The following is a 21,662-nucleotide window of genomic DNA, read 5'->3' as shown; positions in this document are numbered from 1 at the left end:
AGTAAAATAGTTTAGTAATAAAAATGTTTATAAAAATATGAAAAAATCATTATTATAGCATTAATAATAGCCATAATATAAGTTATTGTATAATAATTTCTTTTTTTGTCAATAAATGTTAATGATAATAAAACAAAAAACAAGATGGTGGTATAAATGGCAGGAAACAATGTAAAGGCTTCTTGGAAATCTCCTCTCAAAACCAAAACAAACGCCCGTTGAGCACCACAGCCAAAACATTCTACACCAAAAAGTTTTTTGTTGAGACAAGGTAACATGTATTTTTCTAAATCCAAAACAATCATTTTATCGGATTGTTTTAATAAATTGTCCTACATTTTGGATGCCATGTTGGGTGATATATTTGATAAATGCACTGCCAATAATAGCTCCTTTTGCCTGTTTTGTTGCTTGATTAAATGTTGCAGCATCACTTATTCCAAAGCCAACAATTTGCGGGTTATTCAAATTCATATTTGCAATTCTTTCAAAATAAGCCTCTTGTTCCAATCCAAAACCTGTTTGAGATCCCGTAACACTTGCAGAACTTACCATATAAATGAATCCTTCCGAAACACTATCTATATATCGTATGCGGTCGTCTGATGTTTGTGGTGTGATCAAAAAAATATTCAACAATCCATGTTTTTCAAAAATGGATTGATAGTTTTGAGCATAAATATCTACGGGTAAATCGGGAATAATTAACCCATCAATGCCAATTTCGGCACATTTTTCGCAAAATGCCGCTACGCCATATTGCATGATTGGATTAAAATACCCCATGATGATTAATGGTATTTGTACAGATTGTCTTATGTTTGATAATTGTTCAAATAATTTGACAGTCGTCATGCCGTTTTCTATGGCTTTTGTAGAACTTTCTTGAATGGTAGGGCCATCGGCCAATGGATCGCTAAAAGGCAACCCAATTTCTATCAGATCAACACCATTTTTTTCTAAATCCTGAATTATTGCAACCGTATCGTTCAAATTGGGGTATCCAGCAGAAAAATATATTGAAAGTATTTTTTTATTCTCTTGTAATTTTTGTTTTATTCTGTTCATTTTTTTAAAAAATTGAAAATAATTCGATCATGACCATTCAAAATTTTTGGTCATCATCAAGTATCGTTTTTCATTTTAGGTCGTTGTATTAAAATTTGGCACTATATGCCCATGCCGTTTGTTCGGATTGTAGCTGAACTTCAATTCGTTTGTAATGAATACCTTCATAATTGTCTGTCAATTTTAATTCAGCTTCAGATAATGTATATAAAACCCCTTTGATGGTGTCGTTTGGGTTGTTTGTAGGTTTGATGATTGGATATTTTACAATTCCAAATTCTTCCTCTATGCTGATTTCGCTTTCAGCATAACCTACTAAAGTTTCAGGCTGTCCTTTCAAAATTCTTCCATAAATAGTTTCCTGAACTTCTTGACTTTGCAAGCTTCCATAAGCAAATAAATGTTCCATAAGTATTTTTTTTAAATTTTAATCTAAACTACTTTAATTTTGTTTTAATGCTAAAAAATTAAAGTACAACTCATTTTTTGATAATAAATTAACATAAAAAGTTTGGTAAAGATAAAAAATGTTTTGATATACACTAACTTTTTTTTTGTTTTAAGATAAAAAGCTCCATGCTAAACAAAATAGCACTTGAGATAGCGCCTTTTTTGGGCATTCCCCAAGGGTCGGACTATCCGTTTCAAACAACTTTCATTGAACTCCAAATGAAATATAATATTGTGAAATAATCTTTTTTGAGGCTTTTTCTGCCATAAAAAAGGATTTCCACTACTATCCCTAACACAAATTGATGCTAATATTAAAATCTAACCCAATTTGAAATAGTCTATATAAGTATTCAAATCTTTATCGCCACGTCCCGATAAATTGATAACAACTATATCGTTGGGTTCAAATGCTTTTTTATCTAAAACCGCAAACGCATGTGCCGATTCGATAGCCGGAATTATACCTTCTGTTTTGGAAATATTCAATCCACATTGCATGGCCTCATCATCTGTAACTGAAATAAATTCAGCTCTTTGCGATTCAAATAAATGGGCGTGCATTGGTCCAACTCCTGGGTAATCCAATCCTGCCGATATCGAATATGGCTCTGTAATTTGTCCGTCAGGTGTTTGCATCAAAAGGGTTTTACTTCCGTGAATAATACCTATTTTGCCCAAAGCCGATGTGGCGGCACTTTCGCCCGAATCAACGCCTAATCCAGCGGCTTCCACAGCAATGATGTTTACCTCTTTTTCATCCAAAAAATGGTAAAATGCTCCCGCAGCATTACTGCCTCCACCTACACAAGCGATTACATAGTCTGGATTTTCTTGGCCTTCTTTTTCCAATAATTGACTTTTAATTTCTTTTGAAATCACCGATTGGAATCGGGCGACCATATCTGGGTAAGGGTGTGGCCCCACTACAGAACCAATGATGTAATAGGTATCTACTGGATTATTTATCCAATCTCTAATAGCTTCATTTGTAGCATCTTTCAATGTTTTGGAACCCGAAAGTGCAGGACGGACTTCGGCACCTAGCATTTTCATTCGGGCCACATTTGGAGCTTGACGTTTAATATCGATTTCGCCCATATACACAATACATTCCAAGCCCATCAAAGCACAAACGGTTGCCGTAGCCACCCCATGTTGACCCGCACCTGTTTCGGCGATAATTCGCTTTTTGCCCAAACGTTTGGCTAACAAAATTTGCCCAATCGTATTGTTTACTTTATGTGCCCCTGTATGGCATAAATCTTCTCGTTTGAGATAGACCTTGGTATTGTATTTTTTGGATAAACGGGCTGCAAAATATAGTGGGGTTGGCCTTCCTACATAGTCTTTTAGCAATGCTTCAAACTCCAATTGAAAATCTGGTTCAGACATCATTTTTAAATAATTTTGTCTTAATTCTTCTACATTTGGATACAGCATTTCAGGAATAAATGCCCCTCCAAAATTGCCATAAAATCCTTGTTCGTTTACGTTGTATGTCGTCATGTGTTTAATTATTTTTTTATAAATATTTTTTGTAACAATTCTTTATCTTTTAATCCCGCTGCAACTTCAAATTTACTATTTACATCAATAGCATGGATGGGTAAATTGGTTTTTAATATTTCGTTCACCAAATTCATTTCGTCTAATCCGATGCCGCCACTTAAAAAAAAGGGCTTTTCCGAAGGATATTTTTCGAGTACTTTCCAATCAAAAGTCGTCCCGTTGCCTCCAGGCAGTTTTCCTTTGGTATCAAAAAGGAAATAATCGCAAACCGTTTCAAAATCTTCTAATTGTTGAAAATCAAAGGCATCATCAACCGAAAATACTTTGATGATTTCGATTTTTTTCGCCAATGTATTTTTTAAATCATGACAAAATGCTACCGATTCGTTCCCGTGTAATTGAATCGCTTGCAAATCGTATTTTGTTACCGTCGCTTCAATTTCTTCTTTATTAGCATTGACAAACACTCCTGTTTTTTTGATACTTTGAGGCAAATCAGGCATTTGTCCATCAAAATACCTCGCTGATTTTTTCCAGAATATAAAACCCATATAATCGGGTAGGAGCGAGCCTACTTCGAGGATATTGTCGGGGTATTTCATGCCGCAGATTTTTAGTCTAACTTCAGATTTTTCTATAGGAAAATTAAAGAATGGTGTTACTAAATTTGACATTTTGTTGTTATTTACTCTTTTATTTGATTTAAAATATTGTTCATCTCTTCATTTATTGGATATAACACAATTTCTTTATTTAATTCAATAGCATATTCTGATTTTATTTTACAAAATATCCTATTTTGCTCTATATATAAATCAAATTTTAATTTTTCATCTTTAGGTGTGTTTCTATATATAAATATTTCCTGGTATATTAATTGATCTGCATAATTGATTGTCAAACGATATATACCAGCATCATTTGGTATTGCATTTGTAATTATTTGATTTTGAGTAAATAAAGGAAATATTTTTACTTTCCAGCCAATGCCTTGAGAAACGTTTATAGAAGTTATTTTACTATTAATTCCTTCCCCAAAATTTACTTTTATTTGATTTGATTCAAATTGTGATTTTGCTGATTGTGCCATTAGTATTAAAAATAAAAAAAAATGTTTTTCATACCGCATATTTTGAGTTTCAAACTTACTTTAATTGTGCAATAAATGCCTTAGCCGCTTCCCCCGCATTATCCGTTTTCATAAAGTTTTCGCCAATTAAAAAACCTTGGTATCCAAAGGGTTTTAATTCATTTATAGCTTCGATTGACGAAATACCACTTTCGGAGACTTTTACAAATTCATTCGGAATTTGGTCAGCCAATGTCTTACTGAAATCCAAACTCACTTCAAAGGTTTTTAAATTTCGATTATTGACTCCAATCATATCCAAACTAGGCATAATCGATTTTTCTAATTCTTCTTGATTGTGTACTTCCAAAAGAACTTCCAAGCCTAAACCATGTGCAAATTCAGATAAATTTTTGATTTCTTCCCGACTTAAAACTGCTGCGATTAGCAAAATTAAATCGGCGCCGTGGGCTTTGGCTTCCAAAATTTGGTATTCGTCCACAATAAATTCTTTTCGCAAAAGCGGTATGTTTACGCTTGCTCTTGCCAATAATAAATCGTCTAAAGAACCACCAAAATACTTGCCGTCCGTCAAAACCGAAATGCCACAAGCACCCGCTGTTTCATAGCCTTTGACTACTTCTTCAACAGTAAAACCGTAATTGATTTCCGCTTTGGAAGGAGAACGGCGTTTGTGTTCAGCAATAATTCCCGAATTGCTATTTCGTAAATTATGACTTAATGAAATAGTTTGTTTTCCAAAAAATACCGAAGCTTCCAATTGTGCAACCGGAATAATCGATTTTTTGAGGACTACTTCTCTTCGTTTGTCGAGTATGATTTTGTCTAGTATGTTCATTTTTATTTTGTTTCGGGTTTCAGGTTTCAAGTTTCAGGTTTGTGCTAACTTGAAACTTGAAACCTGAAACCAAATATTACTTACTTAATTCCTGTAAAGTTTGTAAGGCTTGCAATCCTTTTCCAGAGCATAAACTCTCTTTGGCTAATTCAAAACCTTCAAGTGGACTGCATTTTGTAACCGTAGCAATTGCCATGGCTGCATTGGCACAGACTACATTATTTTGGGCTTCTGTTCCTTTTCCAGAGATGATATAGGTAAACAATTGCGCTGATTCTTCAATTGTTTTTCCGCCTTCAATTTCTGTTTGTGACAAAAGTCGAACGCCAAAATCATCTGGATTCAACATCTGTTCTTTGGTATTGGTTATACATTTGGTCGGACAGGTTAAGGAAACTTCGTCATAACCGTCTAAAGAATGTAAAATCGTGAAATTTCTATCCGTATTTTGGTATAAATACGCATACATTCTAGCCAATTCCAAGTTAAAAACCCCAACCAACTGATTTTGCGGAAAGGCTGGATTCACCATGGGGCCTAACATATTGAAAAAGGTTTTTACGCCCAATTCTTTTCGAATCGGTCCTACATTTTTCATAGCAGGGTGGAAGAGTGGGGCGTGCAAAATACAGATGCCTGCTTTTTCCATACATTTTTCAAGGAACCCCGTATCATTACTGAATTTAATCCCCATTTTTTCCATCACATTACTCGATCCCGAAATTGACGAAACACCATAATTTCCGTGTTTTGCGACTTTAATTCCCGCACCAGCCGCTACAAAAGAGGCTAGGGTCGAAATGTTGAACGTATCTTTTCCATCTCCACCCGTTCCGCACAAATCGATGGTATTGTAGCCCGATAAATCGACACGAATACACAAATCCAATAAGGCTTCACGAAAACCCGCTAATTCTTCGATGCTGATGCTTCGCATCATGTAAACGGTTAAGAATGAAGCAATTTGACTACTGTTGTATGCCCCGTTTGAAATATTAACCAAGACATTTTTAGCCTCTTCTTTGGAAAGCATTTCGTGATTGATTAATCTGTTGAGTATGTTTTTCATTTTTTATTTCATTTTTTGCCGCAAAGGCACAAAGGTGCGAAGATTTATATTTTAGGTGTATTATTTATTGTCTTCTGATTTTTTTAACCCCTCCTCAAAGGAGAGGGAGCCGAAACAGGAAATAATTTATTTTTTAACCTCTAACTTCTAACCTCTAACTTCTAATTTCTAACCTAACTCCTCACCCAATTTTCTAACATTTTTTTTCCGTTAGGTGTCAAAACACTTTCGGGGTGAAATTGAACTCCTCTAACATCATAGGTCTTGTGGCGAAGTGACATGACTTGTCCGTTTTCGTCAAAAGAGGTGGCTTCTAAACAATCTGGTAAATTAGCGTCCACGACCCAAGAATGGTAACGCCCCACTTCAAATTCATTTTCCAATCCTTCAAAAAGCAATTCGTCATTGACTGATTTGGTAACGTTGGTAGCCACTCCATGATACACTTTGTCCAAATTGGAAAGCGTACCACCATAAACCTCGCCAATGGCTTGTTGTCCGAGGCATACACCAAAAATACTTTTGCTTGCCCCATATTTTTGAATCACTTGTTTCAATAATCCCGCTTCATCTGGAATTCCAGGGCCTGGTGATAATAAAATTTTGTCAAAATGAGCAATTTCGTCCAACTCAAATTCATCGTTTCGATACACTGTTACTTCGCAATCTAAATCTTCTAAATAGTGGACTAGATTGTAAGTAAAGCTATCGTAATTGTCTATGACTAGGATTCGCCCCCTAGCCCCTGAAGTGGGAACAGTGGCAATAGAATTAGCATAAGTATTGTTCATCGTTGTTGTTTTTTTATTTATTTCAATTTACTTCAAATTCCCCCTTCGGGGGTTAGGGGGCTTATATCGTTTCTGCCAAATCCAAAGCCGTATTCAAGGCTCTTAATTTGTTATACACTTCTTGCATTTCACTTTCTTCATCCGAATCGGCTACGATTCCAGCACCCGCTTGACAATGCAATTGATGGTTTTTGCTTAAAAAAGTTCGAATCATAATGGCATGATTGAAATTGCCATTGAAATCCATAAATCCGATGGCACCTCCATAAAAATTACGATTGGTTTTTTCATACTCTTCAATCAATTGCATGGCACGGTGTTTTGGTGCACCACTCAAAGTTCCCGCAGGAAAAGTATCGGCAACCACCTGCATCGTGGAGGCTTTGTCGTGTAAATGACCTGTAACTTTGGATACCAAATGAATCACATGCGAAAAAAATTGTACTTCTCGGTATTTTTCAACTTGTACATCGTGTCCGTTTCGGCTTAAATCGTTTCGAGCCAAATCGACCAACATCACATGTTCGCTATTTTCTTTTTTGTCTTCGGATAATTGCTTGGCCAAAACCGCATCTTTTTCATCATCGCCGGTTCTTTTAAAAGTTCCCGCAATCGGATGAATTTCTGCTTTACGGTTTTTGACAATAATTTGGGCTTCGGGCGAAGAACCAAATAATTTGAAATCACCATAATCAAAAAAGAAGAGGTAAGGAGAAGGGTTGATGCTTCGCAAGGCTCTGTAAACATTGAATTCGTCGCCTTTAAATCCTTGTGTAAAACGTCTGGATAAAACCAATTGGAACACATCACCACGGTAGCAATGTTTTTTGGCTAATGCTACATGGTGTTTGAATTCGTCGTCGGTTAAATTTGAAAATCCTTCGCCGTCTTTTGAAAACGAATAAGATGCTATATTTCTGGACTGCAATAATTGTTCAATTTCTCCAATATTATTTTTTCCATCCAAACTATGACAGAAAATATAGGCCTCGTTTTTGAAATGGTTGATGGCAATAATGTTTTGATATACTGCATAATACACATCAGGAATGGTGTTGCTATTTTCTTTTTTGGCAATATTTACTTTCTCAAAATAACGAACAGCATCATAAGAAATATAACCAAATAAGCCATTATTAATGAATTTGAAATCATTCTTTTCGGATTCAAATTGTTCTGAAAAAGCTTGAATTACAGCTGGAATATTGGTTTTGGCATCTATTGCCATTTTTTCAATGCTTCCGTCAGGATAGTTTTTGATAATCGTTTCATTTTCTATTTTGAAAGACGCCATCGGGTTGCAACAGATGTATGAAAAACTGTTGTCGTTTCCGTGGTAATCGCTACTTTCTAAGAGTAAACTATTAGGGAATTTATCACGAATTTTCAAGTAAACACTCACGGGTGTGATGGTGTCGGCTAGAATTTGTTTGTATTTTGTACTTAAAATAAAAGATTTCAATGTTGTAGTTGTTTAATGTTAAAAAAAATAAAGGCTTGTCGTGATAGACAAGCCTTTATAGATATTTAGTATTTAAAATATACTTATAGGATATTGCTTCACGACGATTGACGTAAGTTGCTCCACCACCAAATATTGTTTAAATTGTACATTTTCTGAATTTTGTTTGATGCAAATTTATAATGTTTTTTTATAGCATCAAAATAAATTTTTGATTTGATGCTCTTTTTAGTTATTTTGAAATTTTTGATGATTTTTTCCAACAATTCGTTTAAAAATCCTACTAAAATATGATAAACTCTCAAATCCGCAATGATAACATACTTCAGATATCGTTTTGCCCAATAGCAACTGGCTTTTGGCATGTACAATCCGATATTGATTTAAAAAAGCCGTAAAAGTTAATTGAGTATGTTTTTTAAAATACCTACAAAAATCTTCCTCTGTTAAAGCTACTTCTTGAGCAATTGAAGTAATTGGAATAGGATTTTGATAATGAATTTCGATATATCGATAAATTTTTTGTAAACGATTTTGATCTTTGTGGTTTTTGATTAATGGAAATGCAGATTGTTCTAAACAATAGCATGAGGTACTTTGATTTAAAATTTCTAATATTTGAAGCACTTCTAAAAATTGATGAAAAGGACTTAAGTTGTTGATTTGTAATAATTTTTCATCAATGATGTCTCTGGTTTTTCCTTCAAAACAGATTATTTTTTTGGCATTTTCTAGCAATTCACAAACAGATTGCAACTCGGGGGTGTGGGCCATATCGTGTTTTAAAAAATCTTACTTAATTTGTAAAACAATTTTTTGGTACTCTGTTTTAATGCCATAATCAAAATTTAGATGTGGAATATTTGGCCCAATAAGTATAAGTTCACTGCCTTGAAAAGGGTGGGTGTGGGTGCCAATTTTTATAATTCCTTTTGGAGCAATAATGTAAGTAAGCTCAATTTCGGGATGACAATGCCAATAATACAAATCATTTAGTTTGGGATTTACCAGTATTCTAAACGAGCTGTTGCTTTCACGTTGAATGTTTTCAAAAGCTATTTTCATTTTTGTAAAAGTTTTTTTGTAATATAAGTTGTCAAAAATGGCAACGATTTACCTTATAGTTTTTATTTTTTATAGGATTTCAGTGCTAAAATTTCATACTTTGTCATTTAGTTGCAACGAAATTCTAGTTGTTGGTGGTTGCACTTCTTTTCCATTTATTTTTTATTGATTTCTTGCAAAAACAGTTTTTTTTAGATGATATTGGATAAAATAATTTTAAAATGAAGTAAAAATGAAAATGATTTAGCTTTATCAAAACTCTTTTTAAATTAATATGTATTCTTCGATTTTGGTTATATTGTTGCTTCCAAGATTAACAATTAAAAAAAAAAGCCGTTAAATATTTCTCAAAAATAATAAAAAAATAAAATAAAATAGTGTTTTTTATTATTATTTTTTGTACATTTAATCATGCAACATATCACAGGAATAGCCCGTTTACAAATGCGTCTTTCTAGTTTGGAGGACACTATTGGCTCCGAAAATCAAGTGCGTTTTATCGATGTATTTGTGGAGGTTTTAAATCTATCAGAAATTGGTTTTGAAGTAAAAACGATTTAAAAAGAAGGTTGACCGAGTTACAACATCAAGCGAAGTATCAATATTTTAGGAATTCCAGAATTGATTGCCAAACTTCAAAAATGGAACTCACCCTACAAGGCAAAACTTGTTTTTTGTTCTAAACCCACCTCAAAACATCGTTTTACAGCCCACATTATTTGGCAACAAAATAATGCGGCTTAAAAATAACCCTTTCGCAAATGGCTTCTATTACATTCAAAAACCAGCAATTTTTTGGTTTTTTGGATAATAAACAGGTTTTTTTTACAGCCTGACATGTCGCAGCTTGCAGAAGTGGCGGCTTTTGAAAATGGATGTTTCATTTTAGCACTGAACCCGCCATTTCATAAATATGCTGTTATGGGCTGGCTTACTATACCTCCCAATGATAACTTGTATAATAATAGTATTCATTTTTTCCGTTGTATGTAAATAATCCACGTGTCCACATATCCACATTTACTTCTTGTCCCCAAGGATTTTTTCTTGTATGATATTTAGCCCAATCTAAAAGATTAGAATAGACGTAACTTGATATTGCAATATGATTTGGAGCTTTACTATTGTCACCCAAAACAGTTGATTTGTTAACAGGATTACCAATCCAAAATATGTCTCTGTTGTGTTCACCACCAACACCAACTTTCGTACAGAGAATATTTCCGTGGTCAATTCCTATTCCAAAATCTAATTTTGAATATTTTTTCAAAAGCTCGTTTATGCCACCTTCTGAATTGTCAATCATATACTTTATTTTCATTGCACATTTAACTGCTGTAGACAAAGTTTCTTTTAAGTTACCTTGAAAAAATATTAAAGCACTATCACCGTTAAAACTTCTAACATTGCCGTCTAAACTATTTGCAATTTTCACGATTGTATGAAAGAAAGCCATATGTAATTTAGCGACTATTGGCTTGTTATGAGTGTTTAAAACTGCGGTTGAACCACGTAGGTCAATGAAAAGTGAAGAACCTGTAAATTTCAAACCTGTATTTCCAAATGTCAATTTTGAGTTGTCAATTTTTGGAACATATGTCACGTCCTTAACTTCAAACTTTTCATCAAGTATTGCCTTTACTTTTGTTTTAATGTCGTCTTTTAGTGCCATTTATAATTGAATTGAAAGTAAAATAAATATCATTGAAGAAATTAGTGAAAAGAACAACCAAACAAAGGAAATTGAAAGGTTCTTATTCTTTTCATTTAATATATTAGAAACTTCTATTTTCTGGTCAAGAATATCTTTAAGCATTATTTCTTCAGTAATTGTTTCAAATTTTGTATGGATATTTTTCGATTCTTTTGAAATATGCTCAAAGTAAAAAGTTGAAAGGTCCTCTTCTCGATAGTTTTTCGAAAGACGTGGCTTTAGAATTTTAAAAAGTGAATAATAAAGCACAAACGAAAGGCATACTATTGTTCCAATACCCATTACAAAAGTAAAGACACCGATAAAAGTCGGATTGGTTAGTGAGAATACCAAGTTTTCCAAATATTGAACAAAAGCAGTATATATTAAACCAATGACAACAAGAATTGCTCCTGCCTTTTGGTCAGCAAATTTTATTAAGTCTTGTATGTTCTTAAATGATTCTAAAGCGTAATTGATTTTATCCATTTGTTGTCGTTTGTCTTTTTAAGCTTGCCTATAACGTCAGACTGTGAAAAAACCCACAATCTTTTTTAGCAAAAATAAGTAAAATTATTTGGTTAAAAAAAATAATTTAATCCAGAAAAGATTGAAGAAATGAGAATGTCTGTCATTAACTGAAGTTTATATCCAACTCAATCCATCTCTTAGCGAACCGCCGAGTACGTGACCTCCCGAAACTTCGGGACTCGGTGGTGTGAGAGGCTCTCCCTGCTCCGATTGTAGCAGGGCAGTCTACTCGATTAGCCGTCGTTGTTTTATATTTTACTGTTATTTAACATCCAAAATGTCTTTTTGATATTCCAACTTTGGTTTGATACCAATTTTCAGAGAGTTTTCTAACATATTCTGCATAATTTGGATCTCCAATAGGATTGTCTTTACAATTACAAGTTGGTTTATCTTCATAAATTATGAATATTGCTTTATATTTTCCAATAATTGGTAAATTATTCAAAGAAGTTTTCATGCAAAACATTATGCAGTTTTTTGGCTCACTAATTTCAATATATTCACAAAAATTGCTATCAAATAGCTCTGAGAATTTGTTTTTATCTTCATTATTAATTTTTGAAAAGAGTTTGTCAATATCACTACTTTTTTTAATATAATATCTGATACATTCTCCATTTCCTGCAGCATCTTTGGAAATACTATCTTTAATAAATTCTTTATTTCTTTCAACAATACTTACAATTTCTTTGCATTTTGTTATTTTATCAACATCGATTTTATCAGTTAAAAAGTCAGTTGTAATTCCAAATATAAACAAGAAAAAAAGTGATATTATTAATCCAGAAAAAATCAATATTTTTTTTACAATTTTCATTTTATTTCTCTTTTTTTATTTTTTTTAAGTTGTTTTCATGATAAAAATTAAATTTTTTTCCTAAAGTTACGTTAGATTCTTGAATTCAGGGATTCTGCGATACAATGGCGGCTAACGTCAGACTGTGAAAAAACCCCACAATCTTTTTTAGCAAAAATAAGTAAATTTATTTGGTTAAAAAAAATATATTTCGTATTTTTAACCATGCAATATATTCAAGGAATTTCTCGTAATCAGCTACAAATGGGTAGCTTAGAAGATAAAATCACTGCCGATAATTCGGTGCGTTTTATTGATGCTTTTGTCGGGGTTATTAACCTCGAAAAATTGGGTTTTCAGCTTAAAACTATGAAAAAAGAAGGACGCCCCCGCTCCTCAAAGTCTCCCGACTTTGAGGCATAATTAAAAAAGAACAAGAAATATGAAAGAAGGTTATTTTATACGAAATCGCCCAGCTCCCCAACGAGTTCCATCTGAAATGCTCCGCAAAGTCTCCTCACTTTGCAGAATAATAAATAATACAAACAATAAATTTTAATTTTGAAGTTAATATAATCGAAAACAGTTTCCCACAAAGTCGGGAGACTTTGCGGAGCGGGGGTTACGCAACCGACTACGCTACTGCATTTGGCACAACTGGAAGAAACCCGAACGCAAGAGGAAAAACCTCATTCGATTAGGCGTTGACCCCGACCACGCATACGCATGGAGCAGAACACGGAAAGGCGGTTGGGCAATTGCACAGAGCCCTATTTTAGGCACAACCATTACTTTACAACGCTTGAAGAAACGAGGATACGTTTCATTAACAGAACTTTACATCCAACTCAACCCATCTCTTTGCGAACCGCCGAGTACGTGACCCGTATGCTCGGTGGTGTACTCAAAGTTTTATTTGTTTTTTTAGGATTTCGTGAATGTGAACATTTGAGAGGCTCTCCCTGCTCCGATTGGAGCAGGGCAGTCTACTCGATTAGCTACAGTTTTTTATATTTATCTTCAACTTTCTTTTTCACTTGTAATTTTAGTCCCTCATTATCTGGATATACATATGAATAATTAATTTTGAACCTGTTATTTAATTCTTTTAATATTTGAGGTCTCTTTGAATTTGGAATAATTATTTTTAGTATAGATTTTCGAGTAATGTCATACCAGTCTAGTGGATTAACTTCACTTCCAAATAATACAAATTTACCATATTGATTTTCAAGTCTTTTGTCAATTTTTGTATTTTTAGGTTCTATACAAATTGGTGTCCGTAAATTTTTGATTTTATTGAATTTTACAAAAGATAAGTCTATTATACTTTCTGTGTTAAATGAAACTTTATTTACAGAAATAGGGTCGATACAAAATATTGCAGAACATTCTTCATCTAATTCGTCATCACTTTGATAATTTTCTTTTTCTATATTAACTTGTTTCTTGTCAACTACGCTAAAAAATAAAGCAATTAATGGGTTGGATGTGAAATCTAATAATCGTGTTTCAATTCCATTATGTTGCATCATATATAAGTAGTCAATATCACTATATTTATAATTGTCAGTTTTCCCTTTAAAAAATTTCTTAAATTCTTTAATAGATAAATTCTCATCATTTATTTCATAATATCTAAATTGAACTGGTTTTTCTCCTGTTATAACTTCTTTTTTATTTCTATATAGAGTTGGTTCAAGTCTATAAGAAGTTTCTTTATGACCTCTGTACCAATTATTTTTAAAGTTTTCATTCTGATGAATGATATTTAAAAATTCATTTATGTTTTTTGCGATTATGGTCTTCATAAAATTGTAGCTAACTAGTAGATATACGAAAGTTATTGCGTTTTTAACATTCTATATCCACATCACAAAAGTACAAAAAAAAAAACATTTTGCAACTTTTTTTATAAAAAAAAATTGCAAGAATAAAAATGAGAAGTAAGAAGTTAGAAGCAAGAAGTTAGAAACAAGAAATTAGAAGTGGGAGAACGAAAAAAAAGAAGTTTAAAAAAAATCTTTGGTGAGTGGGGACTGTCTGTTGGAGGTTGCCCGCATGAGGGATAGAGCAAGGCACCGTGTGCTCGTGATAGCCCGACGGCAAAAAAAGGAAGCCCCGCCTGAAGGGTTTGGGGCGTGGGGGCTTGCTTTTTTTTGGCGGCATGCCCAATTTTGAAGTGGCTTTTAGGGTTTTTGTTGGTTTGTTTTTGTAGTTTTTTTGATTTGTTTTGCAGTGTTGCTATTGGATTTTAAAGGGTTTGTTTTTATAGTATTATATCTTTGTTAAAGGAGGTAATACCAAATATGCGTATAAAATTGCCCAATCTATTGGTTTTTTTTTGCTAAAATGATTCAAAAAAAATAGTTTCGGAGCCCAGCTATGCAACGAATTTTTTTGAAATTTTTTTCTAAAAAATAACTACGCATCTTTGGACTATTTTAACAATATATTTGGTATAAAGTAGAGGGTAAAATCCGTTAGGAAATGGAGTCTATAAAGACTTACTTTTTTTATTGGAATAAAAAATAAAATAAAAGTTGTAGATTTAAAAAAAAACATTACTTTTGCACCCAAATTAACATTAAATTAAATATTTATGAATCATTATGAAACTGTTTTCATTTTAAATCCCGTTTTATCTGACGTTCAGGTAAAGGAAACAGTAAGCAAATTCGAGGAATTTCTTACTTCTAGAGGAGCAGAAATGGTTGCAAAAGAAGACTGGGGCCTAAAAAAAATGGCTTATGAAATTCAAAACAAAAAAAGTGGTTTTTACCATTTGTTCGAGTTTAAAGTAGCAGGAGAAGTATTATTAGCGTTTGAAACAGAATTTAGACGTGATGAAAGAGTGATGCGATTTTTGACTGTAAGTTTAGACAAACACGCTATTTCATGGGCTGAAAGAAGAAGAGCAAAATTAAAAAATACTAAAGCGTAATTATTATGTCGTCATTAGAACAATCATCAAAAGGAAAAAAAGACGGAGATATTAGATATTTAACGCCTTTGAACATTGAAACCAACAAAACCAAAAAATATTGTCGTTTCAAAAAATCTGGAATCAAATACATCGATTATAAAGATGCAGATTTCTTGTTGAAATTTATCAACGAACAAGGTAAAATTTTGCCACGTAGATTAACTGGAACGTCATTAAAATATCAAAGAAAAGTGTCTGTTGCAGTAAAAAGAGCCAGACATTTAGCAATACTGCCATATGTGGCTGATTTACTAAAATAATAAAGAAGCAAAATTATGGAAATTATATTAAGAAAAGACGTACAAAATTTAGGCTTTAAAGATGATGTAGTTGCAGTAAAACCAGGTTATGGTCGCAATTATTTAATCCCACAAGGTTTTGCTCATTTAGCAACTCCATCTGCAAAAAAAGTGCTAGCCGAAAACTTAAAACAAAGAGCTCATAAAGAAGCTAAAATTGTAAACGACGCAAAAGCAGTTGCAGAAGCCCTAAAAACATTAGAAATTAAAATTGCTGCAAAAGCAGGTGGCGAAAAATTGTTTGGTTCTATTACCAATAACGATTTGGCCGAAGAATTGGCTAAAGCAGGTCATACAATTGAAAGAAAATTTATTACATCTGGTATTATCAAAAGAATTGGTAAATACTCTGCCTCTATCAGATTGCATAGAGACGTTGTAGTGGATTTGCCTTATGAAATTGTTGCAGAAAGAGCTTAATGACTATTATAAGTTATAGAATCCCGATGAAAATCGGGATTTTTTTTTAGTAATTTTTTAAAATACTATAATGAAATATACCCGTTTGACAAAAGAACAATTTGAAGAATTGCATCCAGAATTCACCAACTTTTTAGCCACTCAAGCAATTGATAAAGCAGAGTGGGACCAATTAAAAATAGAAAATCCAGATGTTGCCGAACAAGAATTGGATGTATTTTCTGATTTGATTTGGGAAGGTGTGCTTACAAGAGCCGTATATTTAGAACATTTTTCTAAAAATCATATTTTTCTTTTCAAGAGTGATGTTCAATTCATTGAATCGATTGTATTGAAGTCGTTAGATAAAAATGTAGATTTTCTTACAAAAGAAGGGTTGCAATATGTAAGCGATCAATTGTTTACGGATTTAATTGAAATGAAAATTGGCAAGAAATTTTTTGAAGAAGAACGAAATGTTGCTTTATTTCAATTGATTCAGCAAGGGGCTATTTTGAGCGATGGCCATTTGTATAATCAAATAGATTCGATTATTCAATCTTAAAAAATTTGTTTTTTTTAAGTAAATATTTGTATTTTTGTTTTTCTTAAAACAACCATACATGCTACAACAAATACAACAATTAAGAGCCGAAATCAATCAGTACAACTATGAGTATTATGTACTAGATGATCCAAAAATATCGGATTATGAATTTGATACGAAACTCAAATCATTACAGGAGTTGGAATTGAAATATCCTGAATATTTTGATGAAAATTCGCCAACGCAACGGGTGGGAGGGTATATTTCAAAACAATTTCAAACGGTAGTACATAATCACAGAATGTACTCGTTGGATAATTCATATTCTAAAGAAGATTTGTTGGATTGGGAGGCCCGTATCCAAAGGGTTTTGGGCGATGTAAAATTGGAGTATGTTTGTGAGTTAAAATATGATGGAGCGTCTATTAGTATTACGTATGAAAACGGTAAACTAGTTCGGGCAGTTACACGTGGCGACGGGATTCAGGGTGATGATGTAACGCCAAATATCAAAACCATAAAATCGATTCCATTGGTTTTGCAAGGACATGATTATCCATCTAAATTTGATGTTCGAGGCGAAATCATTTTACCATTTGAGGGTTTTGAAAAAATGAATCAAGAACTGATTGAAATTGGCGAAACTCCATATTCAAATCCTCGAAATACAGCCTCTGGAAGTTTAAAGTTGCAAGATAGTGCTGAAGTGGCCAAAAGGCCTTTGGATTGTTTGTTGTATTACATCATTGGCGAAAATAACGTTTTTAAAACCCAATTTGAAAGTTTAGCATCTGCCCGAAAATGGGGTTTCAAAGTTCCAAATCAATCTATTTTAGCTCAAAACATTGAAGAAGTTTTTGAGTTTATTGAATATTGGGACAAAAAAAGAATAGAATTGCCTTATGAAACAGACGGGGTTGTTATTAAAGTTAATTCAATTCAACAACAAGAGGAGTTGGGCTATACATCCAAATCGCCTCGTTGGGCTATGGCATATAAGTTCAAAGCAGCACAAGCTACTACTATACTAACATCAATAACTTATCAAGTTGGAAGAACGGGGTCTATTACTCCCGTTGCAAATTTAGCTCCTGTTCAATTGGCAGGAACCATAGTTAAAAGGGCTTCGTTGCACAACGCAGATCAAATACAAAAATTAGATATTCGTTTGGGTGATGTTGTATTTGTAGAAAAAGGAGGAGAAATTATCCCAAAAATTGTAGGTGTTGATTTAGAAAAAAGAACCAATCATTCGGGTCCTATAACCTATATCGATACATGTCCTGAATGTGGCACAGCACTTATACGAACAGATGGTGAAGCTAACCATTATTGTCCAAATTTTTACCAATGTCCGCCACAAATTATAGGAAGAATTCAACATTTTATATCCAGAAAAGCCATGGATATAGAAGGTCTTGGTGGCGAAACAGTAGCCTTGTTGTATGAAAATGGATTGGTAACAAACTATGCAGATTTGTATGATGTAACTATTGAACAATTATTGCCCTTGGAAAGAATGGCTCAAAAATCGGCAGAAAACCTTATCAATGGGGTACTTGCCTCTAAAAACCGTCCTTTTGAAAATGTGTTATATGCTTTGGGCATTAGGTTTGTGGGCGAAACGAGTGCCAAAAAACTGGCTAAGAAATGGCAAAATATCGACCAACTGATACAAGCTCCACTCGATGAATTGTTGCAAACAGACGATATAGGTGAAAAAACCGCTAAAAGTATTGTTGATTTTTTTGATAATTCAGAAAATTTACGTAATATTGCAAGACTGAAATCTCACGGAATTCAATTTGAATTGGATCAAAAAAATAGCGGCAACCTTTCAGATAAATTATTAGATAAGGTATTTGTAGTGTCGGGAGTTTTTGAACAATTTTCGAGAGACGATTTGAAAAAAGCTATAGAAGCTCATGGTGGCAAAATTGGAAGTGCTATTTCTTCTAAAACCGATTTTGTAATTGCAGGTAACAATATGGGGCCTTCAAAACTAGAGAAGGCTCAAAAGTTGCAAATTAAAATAATTAGTGAAAATGATTTTTTGAATTTAATACTTTGATTATGAATAGTTTAAAAAAATATTTGACGTTTAATAATATTAGAATTGCTTATTTTACGCTAGTATTTTTAGATATTATTTGCGAAGCTAATGATGTTATTTTTTTCAAATATTTTTTTAAACTCCTTATCGCACCTACTTTATTGATATTTTATTATCGGTTTTCAAACGAAACAAGCATGGTATATATATTGTCTATAATATCTATGTTTATTTGTAATATTTTGTTTTTAGAAGGTACAAAAAAATACTATTTTTTAGCAATGTGCTTTAATTGTTTGATGTATTTATTATTTTTGGTTTACACCTATCAACATATCAAATTCAAATTTTCGTGGCTTTCTATAAAAATTGTAATTGGTTTTTTGTCATTAAATTTAATTTTTTTATTTTTAATGGGATTTCATATTTCGCTCAAATTACTTCCAATATTGAATTTAATGATTTTTAGTTCTGTACTTGGGAGTTTGGTATTGCCACACTATTTTACAAACGAAAACAAAGCCATAACACTGCTTGTTATCGCTTTTTCGTTTTCGGTTGTAAATGTTTTTATTATTTTAATTAATAATTTTTATTTAAGTTTATTTATATTTGAACCATTAGAATTTATAGTTTTCACTACTCAAAATTTCTTTTTTTGTTGGTCATTTATTACAATAAATAAATTAAATGCTAATTAATGTAGCCTTACTAGCAAATGATTTGTCTTGATCTAAATAAAAGTCAATTCTTCCCATATTCAACCCATAACAACCCACTTGATTTACAATAACGTCTTTATCTTCTGCATTTTTTACAATTGTAGGTTTGTCTAAAAAGGTGTGGGTGTGTCCACCAATAATCAAATCGATTCCTTTTGAGGCAGCGGCCAATTGTAAATCAGAAGGTTTTTGTGGTTCATTTTTATATTGGTATCCCAAATGCGACAAACAAATCACAAGATCACAATGCTGTTCGTGTTTCAAAATTTTAACCATATCCTGACTTATTTCAAAAGGGTCTAAATATACCGTTTCTTTGTAATTTTTTTTGTCCACAAGTCCATATAATGCAACACCCAAGCCAAAAACACCTACTTTAATTCCGTTTTTGATAAAAATTTTATAGGGTTTTACAAAAGAATCCAATTGGGTTTTTGAAAAATCATAATTTGCAGACAAAAAATCAAACTTGGCATGTGGCATTTGAGCTAGTAAACCATCTAAACCGTTATCAAAGTCGTGATTGCCAATGGTAGCAGCATCATATTGCATCATGCTCATCAATTTGAATTCCAATTCACCTCCATAATAATTGAAATATGGTGTACCCTGAAAAATATCACCAGCATCTAAAAGAAGCACATTTGGATTTTCTTTTCGAATATGGTGAATCACTTCTGCTCGACGGCTAACGCCTCCCATGTTTGGATTTCTGGGATCGTCTGCCGGAAAAGGATCTATATAACTGTGTACATCATTTGTATGTAAAATAGTAAGGTGCTTGGTGTTTTTTTGATTAAAACTACTTAACGACAGTCCACCCATGGTTAAAAATGTTGTACTGGCAGTAGTTTTTTGTATAAAATCTCGTCTTTTCATATTGTTAATTTTTGTATTTTCTCAATAATATATTTGATTTCATGATACAATATATTACATAGTGTTTTCTTTGATAATGCGTTTGTTTTTAGTTACTTTTATGGTATCAACCTCTTTTAAATAATCGATAACAATATTTCTTAATTTGTAATTCATATCATATTTGGTAGTGGATTTTTTAAAAAACTCCATGCTATCGCCGCCACCAGAAAGATAATCAGAGGTAGCTACAAAGTATATTTTATTGGTATCCAATGGTTTACCTTGAATTTCTATGTTTTTAGCTTGATTGTTTTTATCTATTGTAAATGTCATTCCAGATAATGGGTGTGGTTTTTTTTCGGCAATTAAATATTGGGTCATTTCCAATATTTGTTCCCCTTTTAAAGCCACAATATACAAAGCATTTTCAAAAGGCATAAGCTGAAAAGCATTTTTAGAAGTGATGTTGCCTTGAGGCAAATTTGATCGGATACCTCCATGATTTAACAAACACATATCAATTGGTTTGTTTTCTCTTGAAAGAAATACTTTATTGCCTTTTTCAAATGTTATATCGGCTAACAAACAACCAATGGCGGTTTGCCAATCACCATCTTTTTTATCTAAATTTTCTGGATTATAAGCTAAAATTTCTGATAAGTCCTTGTTGATGTGTTCTCTATATGGTTTTATAAATTGTTCAATATCAGGATTTTGAATGTCTTTTTCAGATAAAGAAATTTTTTTTGCTTCAATTTTTGTAATATAATACCTTTGATGCTGACAGGATAGAAAAATAAAAATTGTTAGAAATATAACAAAATGTTTGAATACAACGATATAGTTTTTTAATTTTACCATTTGAAATGAAACTTATTTAATTAATTTTGTAATCTAGTAAAGGTAATATGTTTTTGAATTATATAAAAAATATTTGGCTAAAAAAAATATTAAAAAATAAATTGCATAATTCAAAATGTAATTCGGTTGTAACTACAACAAAATCAGTAGGTTTGTTGTTGGATGATTCAACTAATTTGAATAAAAATTTGTTGATAGATTTGCTTGTTCGTCATGGAATAGACAAACATCAAATAAAAATCATCGTGTACAAGGATAAAATTAATAAAAACGAAGTGTATTCAGATCCCACATTTGGGTTCGACCATTTGGATTCCAACGGTCTTTTTAGGCCTCAAGTTGTTAATGACTTTATTCAAACACCATTTGACCTTTTGATAAGTTATTACGATATTGAAAAAATGGCATTGGTATTATTGACAAATGAATCAAAAGCTCGATTTAAAGCTGGTTTTTCAACCATCAATACAAATTTGAACCATTTGATCATTAGTTCCAAATTAACAGATTATGAAGTTTTTACTAACGAACTTTTCAAATATTTAAAAATATTAAAACGAATATAA

27 protein-coding genes and 1 pseudogene are annotated in these 21,662 nt (G+C 32.4%); 10 read left to right on the top strand and 18 right to left on the bottom strand.

Annotated features, from left to right (window positions below):
• Positions 1–11: 11 nt before the first annotated feature.
• The 12 genes from FBFL15_RS09535 to FBFL15_RS16700 all read right to left on the bottom strand — a co-directional run bounded on the left by FBFL15_RS09535 (position 12) and on the right by FBFL15_RS16700 (position 9,345).
• On the bottom strand, positions 12–296 hold the full coding sequence (locus FBFL15_RS09535) for a DUF2752 domain-containing protein (RefSeq protein WP_014084398.1): 285 nt from the start codon (positions 294–296) through the stop codon (positions 12–14).
• 10 nt (positions 297–306) lie between these two features.
• On the bottom strand, positions 307–1,068 hold the full coding sequence (gene trpA / locus FBFL15_RS09530) for a tryptophan synthase subunit alpha (protein ID WP_014084397.1): 762 nt from the start codon (positions 1,066–1,068) through the stop codon (positions 307–309).
• A gap of 88 nt (positions 1,069–1,156) precedes the next feature.
• A complete protein-coding gene (locus FBFL15_RS09525) occupies positions 1,157–1,477 on the bottom strand; it encodes a gamma-glutamylcyclotransferase family protein (protein ID WP_014084396.1) in 321 nt (106 codons plus the stop codon).
• 362 nt (positions 1,478–1,839) lie between these two features.
• Complete coding sequence (trpB, locus tag FBFL15_RS09520) at positions 1,840–3,027, bottom strand: tryptophan synthase subunit beta (RefSeq protein WP_014084395.1); 1,188 nt, start codon at positions 3,025–3,027, stop codon at positions 1,840–1,842.
• Between the two features lie 8 nt (positions 3,028–3,035).
• Positions 3,036–3,704: a phosphoribosylanthranilate isomerase gene (locus FBFL15_RS09515; protein ID WP_014084394.1), complete on the bottom strand. Its 669-nt coding sequence runs from the start codon at positions 3,702–3,704 to the stop codon at positions 3,036–3,038.
• 11 nt (positions 3,705–3,715) lie between these two features.
• Complete coding sequence (locus FBFL15_RS09510) at positions 3,716–4,120, bottom strand: hypothetical protein (protein ID WP_148267910.1); 405 nt, start codon at positions 4,118–4,120, stop codon at positions 3,716–3,718.
• Between the two features lie 55 nt (positions 4,121–4,175).
• Entirely contained in the window at positions 4,176–4,958 is a 783-nt protein-coding gene (gene trpC, locus FBFL15_RS09505; RefSeq protein WP_014084392.1) for an indole-3-glycerol phosphate synthase TrpC, read from the bottom strand.
• A 76-nt stretch (positions 4,959–5,034) separates the two neighbouring features.
• On the bottom strand, positions 5,035–6,027 hold the full coding sequence (gene trpD / locus FBFL15_RS09500) for an anthranilate phosphoribosyltransferase (RefSeq protein ID WP_014084391.1): 993 nt from the start codon (positions 6,025–6,027) through the stop codon (positions 5,035–5,037).
• Positions 6,028–6,200: 173 nt separating this feature from the next.
• Positions 6,201–6,818 (bottom strand): anthranilate synthase component II, encoded by a 618-nt coding sequence (locus FBFL15_RS09495; protein WP_014084390.1) that lies wholly within the window; start codon positions 6,816–6,818, stop codon positions 6,201–6,203.
• A 61-nt stretch (positions 6,819–6,879) separates the two neighbouring features.
• On the bottom strand, positions 6,880–8,280 hold the full coding sequence (locus tag FBFL15_RS09490; protein WP_014084389.1) for an anthranilate synthase component I family protein: 1,401 nt from the start codon (positions 8,278–8,280) through the stop codon (positions 6,880–6,882).
• A gap of 228 nt (positions 8,281–8,508) precedes the next feature.
• Entirely contained in the window at positions 8,509–9,054 is a 546-nt protein-coding gene (locus FBFL15_RS09485) for a helix-turn-helix transcriptional regulator (RefSeq protein ID WP_083839247.1), read from the bottom strand.
• A gap of 18 nt (positions 9,055–9,072) precedes the next feature.
• Complete coding sequence (locus tag FBFL15_RS16700; protein ID WP_083839246.1) at positions 9,073–9,345, bottom strand: cupin domain-containing protein; 273 nt, start codon at positions 9,343–9,345, stop codon at positions 9,073–9,075.
• Positions 9,346–9,756: 411 nt separating this feature from the next.
• Here FBFL15_RS16700 and FBFL15_RS16505 point away from each other — a divergent pair, with 411 nt between their 5' ends.
• On the top strand, positions 9,757–9,906 hold the full coding sequence (locus tag FBFL15_RS16505) for a hypothetical protein (RefSeq protein ID WP_158309095.1): 150 nt from the start codon (positions 9,757–9,759) through the stop codon (positions 9,904–9,906).
• Positions 9,907–10,279: 373 nt separating this feature from the next.
• Here FBFL15_RS16505 and FBFL15_RS09480 read toward each other — a convergent pair whose 3' ends face one another.
• From FBFL15_RS09480 to FBFL15_RS09470, 3 genes are all read right to left on the bottom strand, one after another.
• Positions 10,280–11,017: a nucleotidyl cyclase domain-containing protein gene (locus FBFL15_RS09480; protein WP_014084388.1), complete on the bottom strand. Its 738-nt coding sequence runs from the start codon at positions 11,015–11,017 to the stop codon at positions 10,280–10,282.
• On the bottom strand, positions 11,018–11,527 hold the full coding sequence (locus FBFL15_RS09475; protein WP_014084387.1) for a Pycsar system effector family protein: 510 nt from the start codon (positions 11,525–11,527) through the stop codon (positions 11,018–11,020).
• A 307-nt stretch (positions 11,528–11,834) separates the two neighbouring features.
• Positions 11,835–12,389: a hypothetical protein gene (locus tag FBFL15_RS09470; RefSeq protein WP_014084386.1), complete on the bottom strand. Its 555-nt coding sequence runs from the start codon at positions 12,387–12,389 to the stop codon at positions 11,835–11,837.
• Between the two features lie 204 nt (positions 12,390–12,593).
• Here FBFL15_RS09470 and FBFL15_RS09465 point away from each other — a divergent pair, with 204 nt between their 5' ends.
• Both FBFL15_RS09465 and FBFL15_RS16810 read left to right on the top strand, forming a co-directional pair.
• Entirely contained in the window at positions 12,594–12,791 is a 198-nt protein-coding gene (locus FBFL15_RS09465; RefSeq protein ID WP_044032234.1) for a hypothetical protein, read from the top strand.
• A 199-nt stretch (positions 12,792–12,990) separates the two neighbouring features.
• A pseudogene (locus FBFL15_RS16810) lies at positions 12,991–13,251 on the top strand (group II intron reverse transcriptase/maturase); the annotation flags it as partial.
• A gap of 115 nt (positions 13,252–13,366) precedes the next feature.
• Here FBFL15_RS16810 and FBFL15_RS09460 read toward each other — a convergent pair.
• Positions 13,367–14,179 carry an FRG domain-containing protein gene (locus tag FBFL15_RS09460; RefSeq protein WP_014084385.1) on the bottom strand — a complete coding sequence of 271 codons (813 nt, stop codon included), beginning with the start codon at positions 14,177–14,179 and terminating at the stop codon, positions 13,367–13,369.
• Between the two features lie 791 nt (positions 14,180–14,970).
• On the opposite strand from FBFL15_RS09460, the gene rpsF reads away from it, so the two are divergent.
• From rpsF to FBFL15_RS09430, 6 genes are all read left to right on the top strand, one after another.
• The gene (rpsF, locus tag FBFL15_RS09455) at positions 14,971–15,312 is read left to right on the top strand and encodes a 30S ribosomal protein S6 (protein WP_014084384.1); all 342 of its coding nucleotides are present in this window, start codon (positions 14,971–14,973) and stop codon (positions 15,310–15,312) included.
• 5 nt (positions 15,313–15,317) lie between these two features.
• Positions 15,318–15,614: a 30S ribosomal protein S18 gene (gene rpsR, locus FBFL15_RS09450; RefSeq protein WP_014084383.1), complete on the top strand. Its 297-nt coding sequence runs from the start codon at positions 15,318–15,320 to the stop codon at positions 15,612–15,614.
• Between the two features lie 15 nt (positions 15,615–15,629).
• Complete coding sequence (gene rplI, locus FBFL15_RS09445; protein ID WP_014084382.1) at positions 15,630–16,073, top strand: 50S ribosomal protein L9; 444 nt, start codon at positions 15,630–15,632, stop codon at positions 16,071–16,073.
• A 70-nt stretch (positions 16,074–16,143) separates the two neighbouring features.
• Positions 16,144–16,617, top strand: a complete 474-nt coding sequence (locus FBFL15_RS09440; RefSeq protein ID WP_014084381.1) for a DUF6495 family protein — start codon at positions 16,144–16,146, stop codon at positions 16,615–16,617.
• A 58-nt stretch (positions 16,618–16,675) separates the two neighbouring features.
• A complete protein-coding gene (ligA, locus tag FBFL15_RS09435; RefSeq protein WP_014084380.1) occupies positions 16,676–18,670 on the top strand; it encodes an NAD-dependent DNA ligase LigA in 1,995 nt (664 codons plus the stop codon).
• A gap of 2 nt (positions 18,671–18,672) precedes the next feature.
• Positions 18,673–19,353, top strand: a complete 681-nt coding sequence (locus tag FBFL15_RS09430) for a hypothetical protein (RefSeq protein ID WP_044032233.1) — start codon at positions 18,673–18,675, stop codon at positions 19,351–19,353.
• On the opposite strand, the gene FBFL15_RS09425 is transcribed toward FBFL15_RS09430, so the two are convergent.
• Positions 19,339–20,253 carry a bifunctional metallophosphatase/5'-nucleotidase gene (locus FBFL15_RS09425; RefSeq protein WP_014084379.1) on the bottom strand — a complete coding sequence of 305 codons (915 nt, stop codon included), beginning with the start codon at positions 20,251–20,253 and terminating at the stop codon, positions 19,339–19,341. The genes FBFL15_RS09430 and FBFL15_RS09425 overlap by 15 nt on opposite strands.
• A 54-nt stretch (positions 20,254–20,307) precedes the next feature.
• Positions 20,308–21,096 (bottom strand): 5'-nucleotidase C-terminal domain-containing protein, encoded by a 789-nt coding sequence (locus FBFL15_RS09420; protein ID WP_014084378.1) that lies wholly within the window; start codon positions 21,094–21,096, stop codon positions 20,308–20,310.
• A 47-nt stretch (positions 21,097–21,143) separates the two neighbouring features.
• On the opposite strand from FBFL15_RS09420, the gene FBFL15_RS09415 reads away from it, so the two are divergent.
• Positions 21,144–21,662, top strand: a complete 519-nt coding sequence (locus FBFL15_RS09415) for a DUF6913 domain-containing protein (protein ID WP_014084377.1) — start codon at positions 21,144–21,146, stop codon at positions 21,660–21,662.

The organism is Flavobacterium branchiophilum FL-15, from assembly GCF_000253275.1.
Classification (GTDB): domain Bacteria; phylum Bacteroidota; class Bacteroidia; order Flavobacteriales; family Flavobacteriaceae; genus Flavobacterium; species Flavobacterium branchiophilum.
This window is presented reverse-complemented; position numbering and strand designations above follow the sequence as displayed.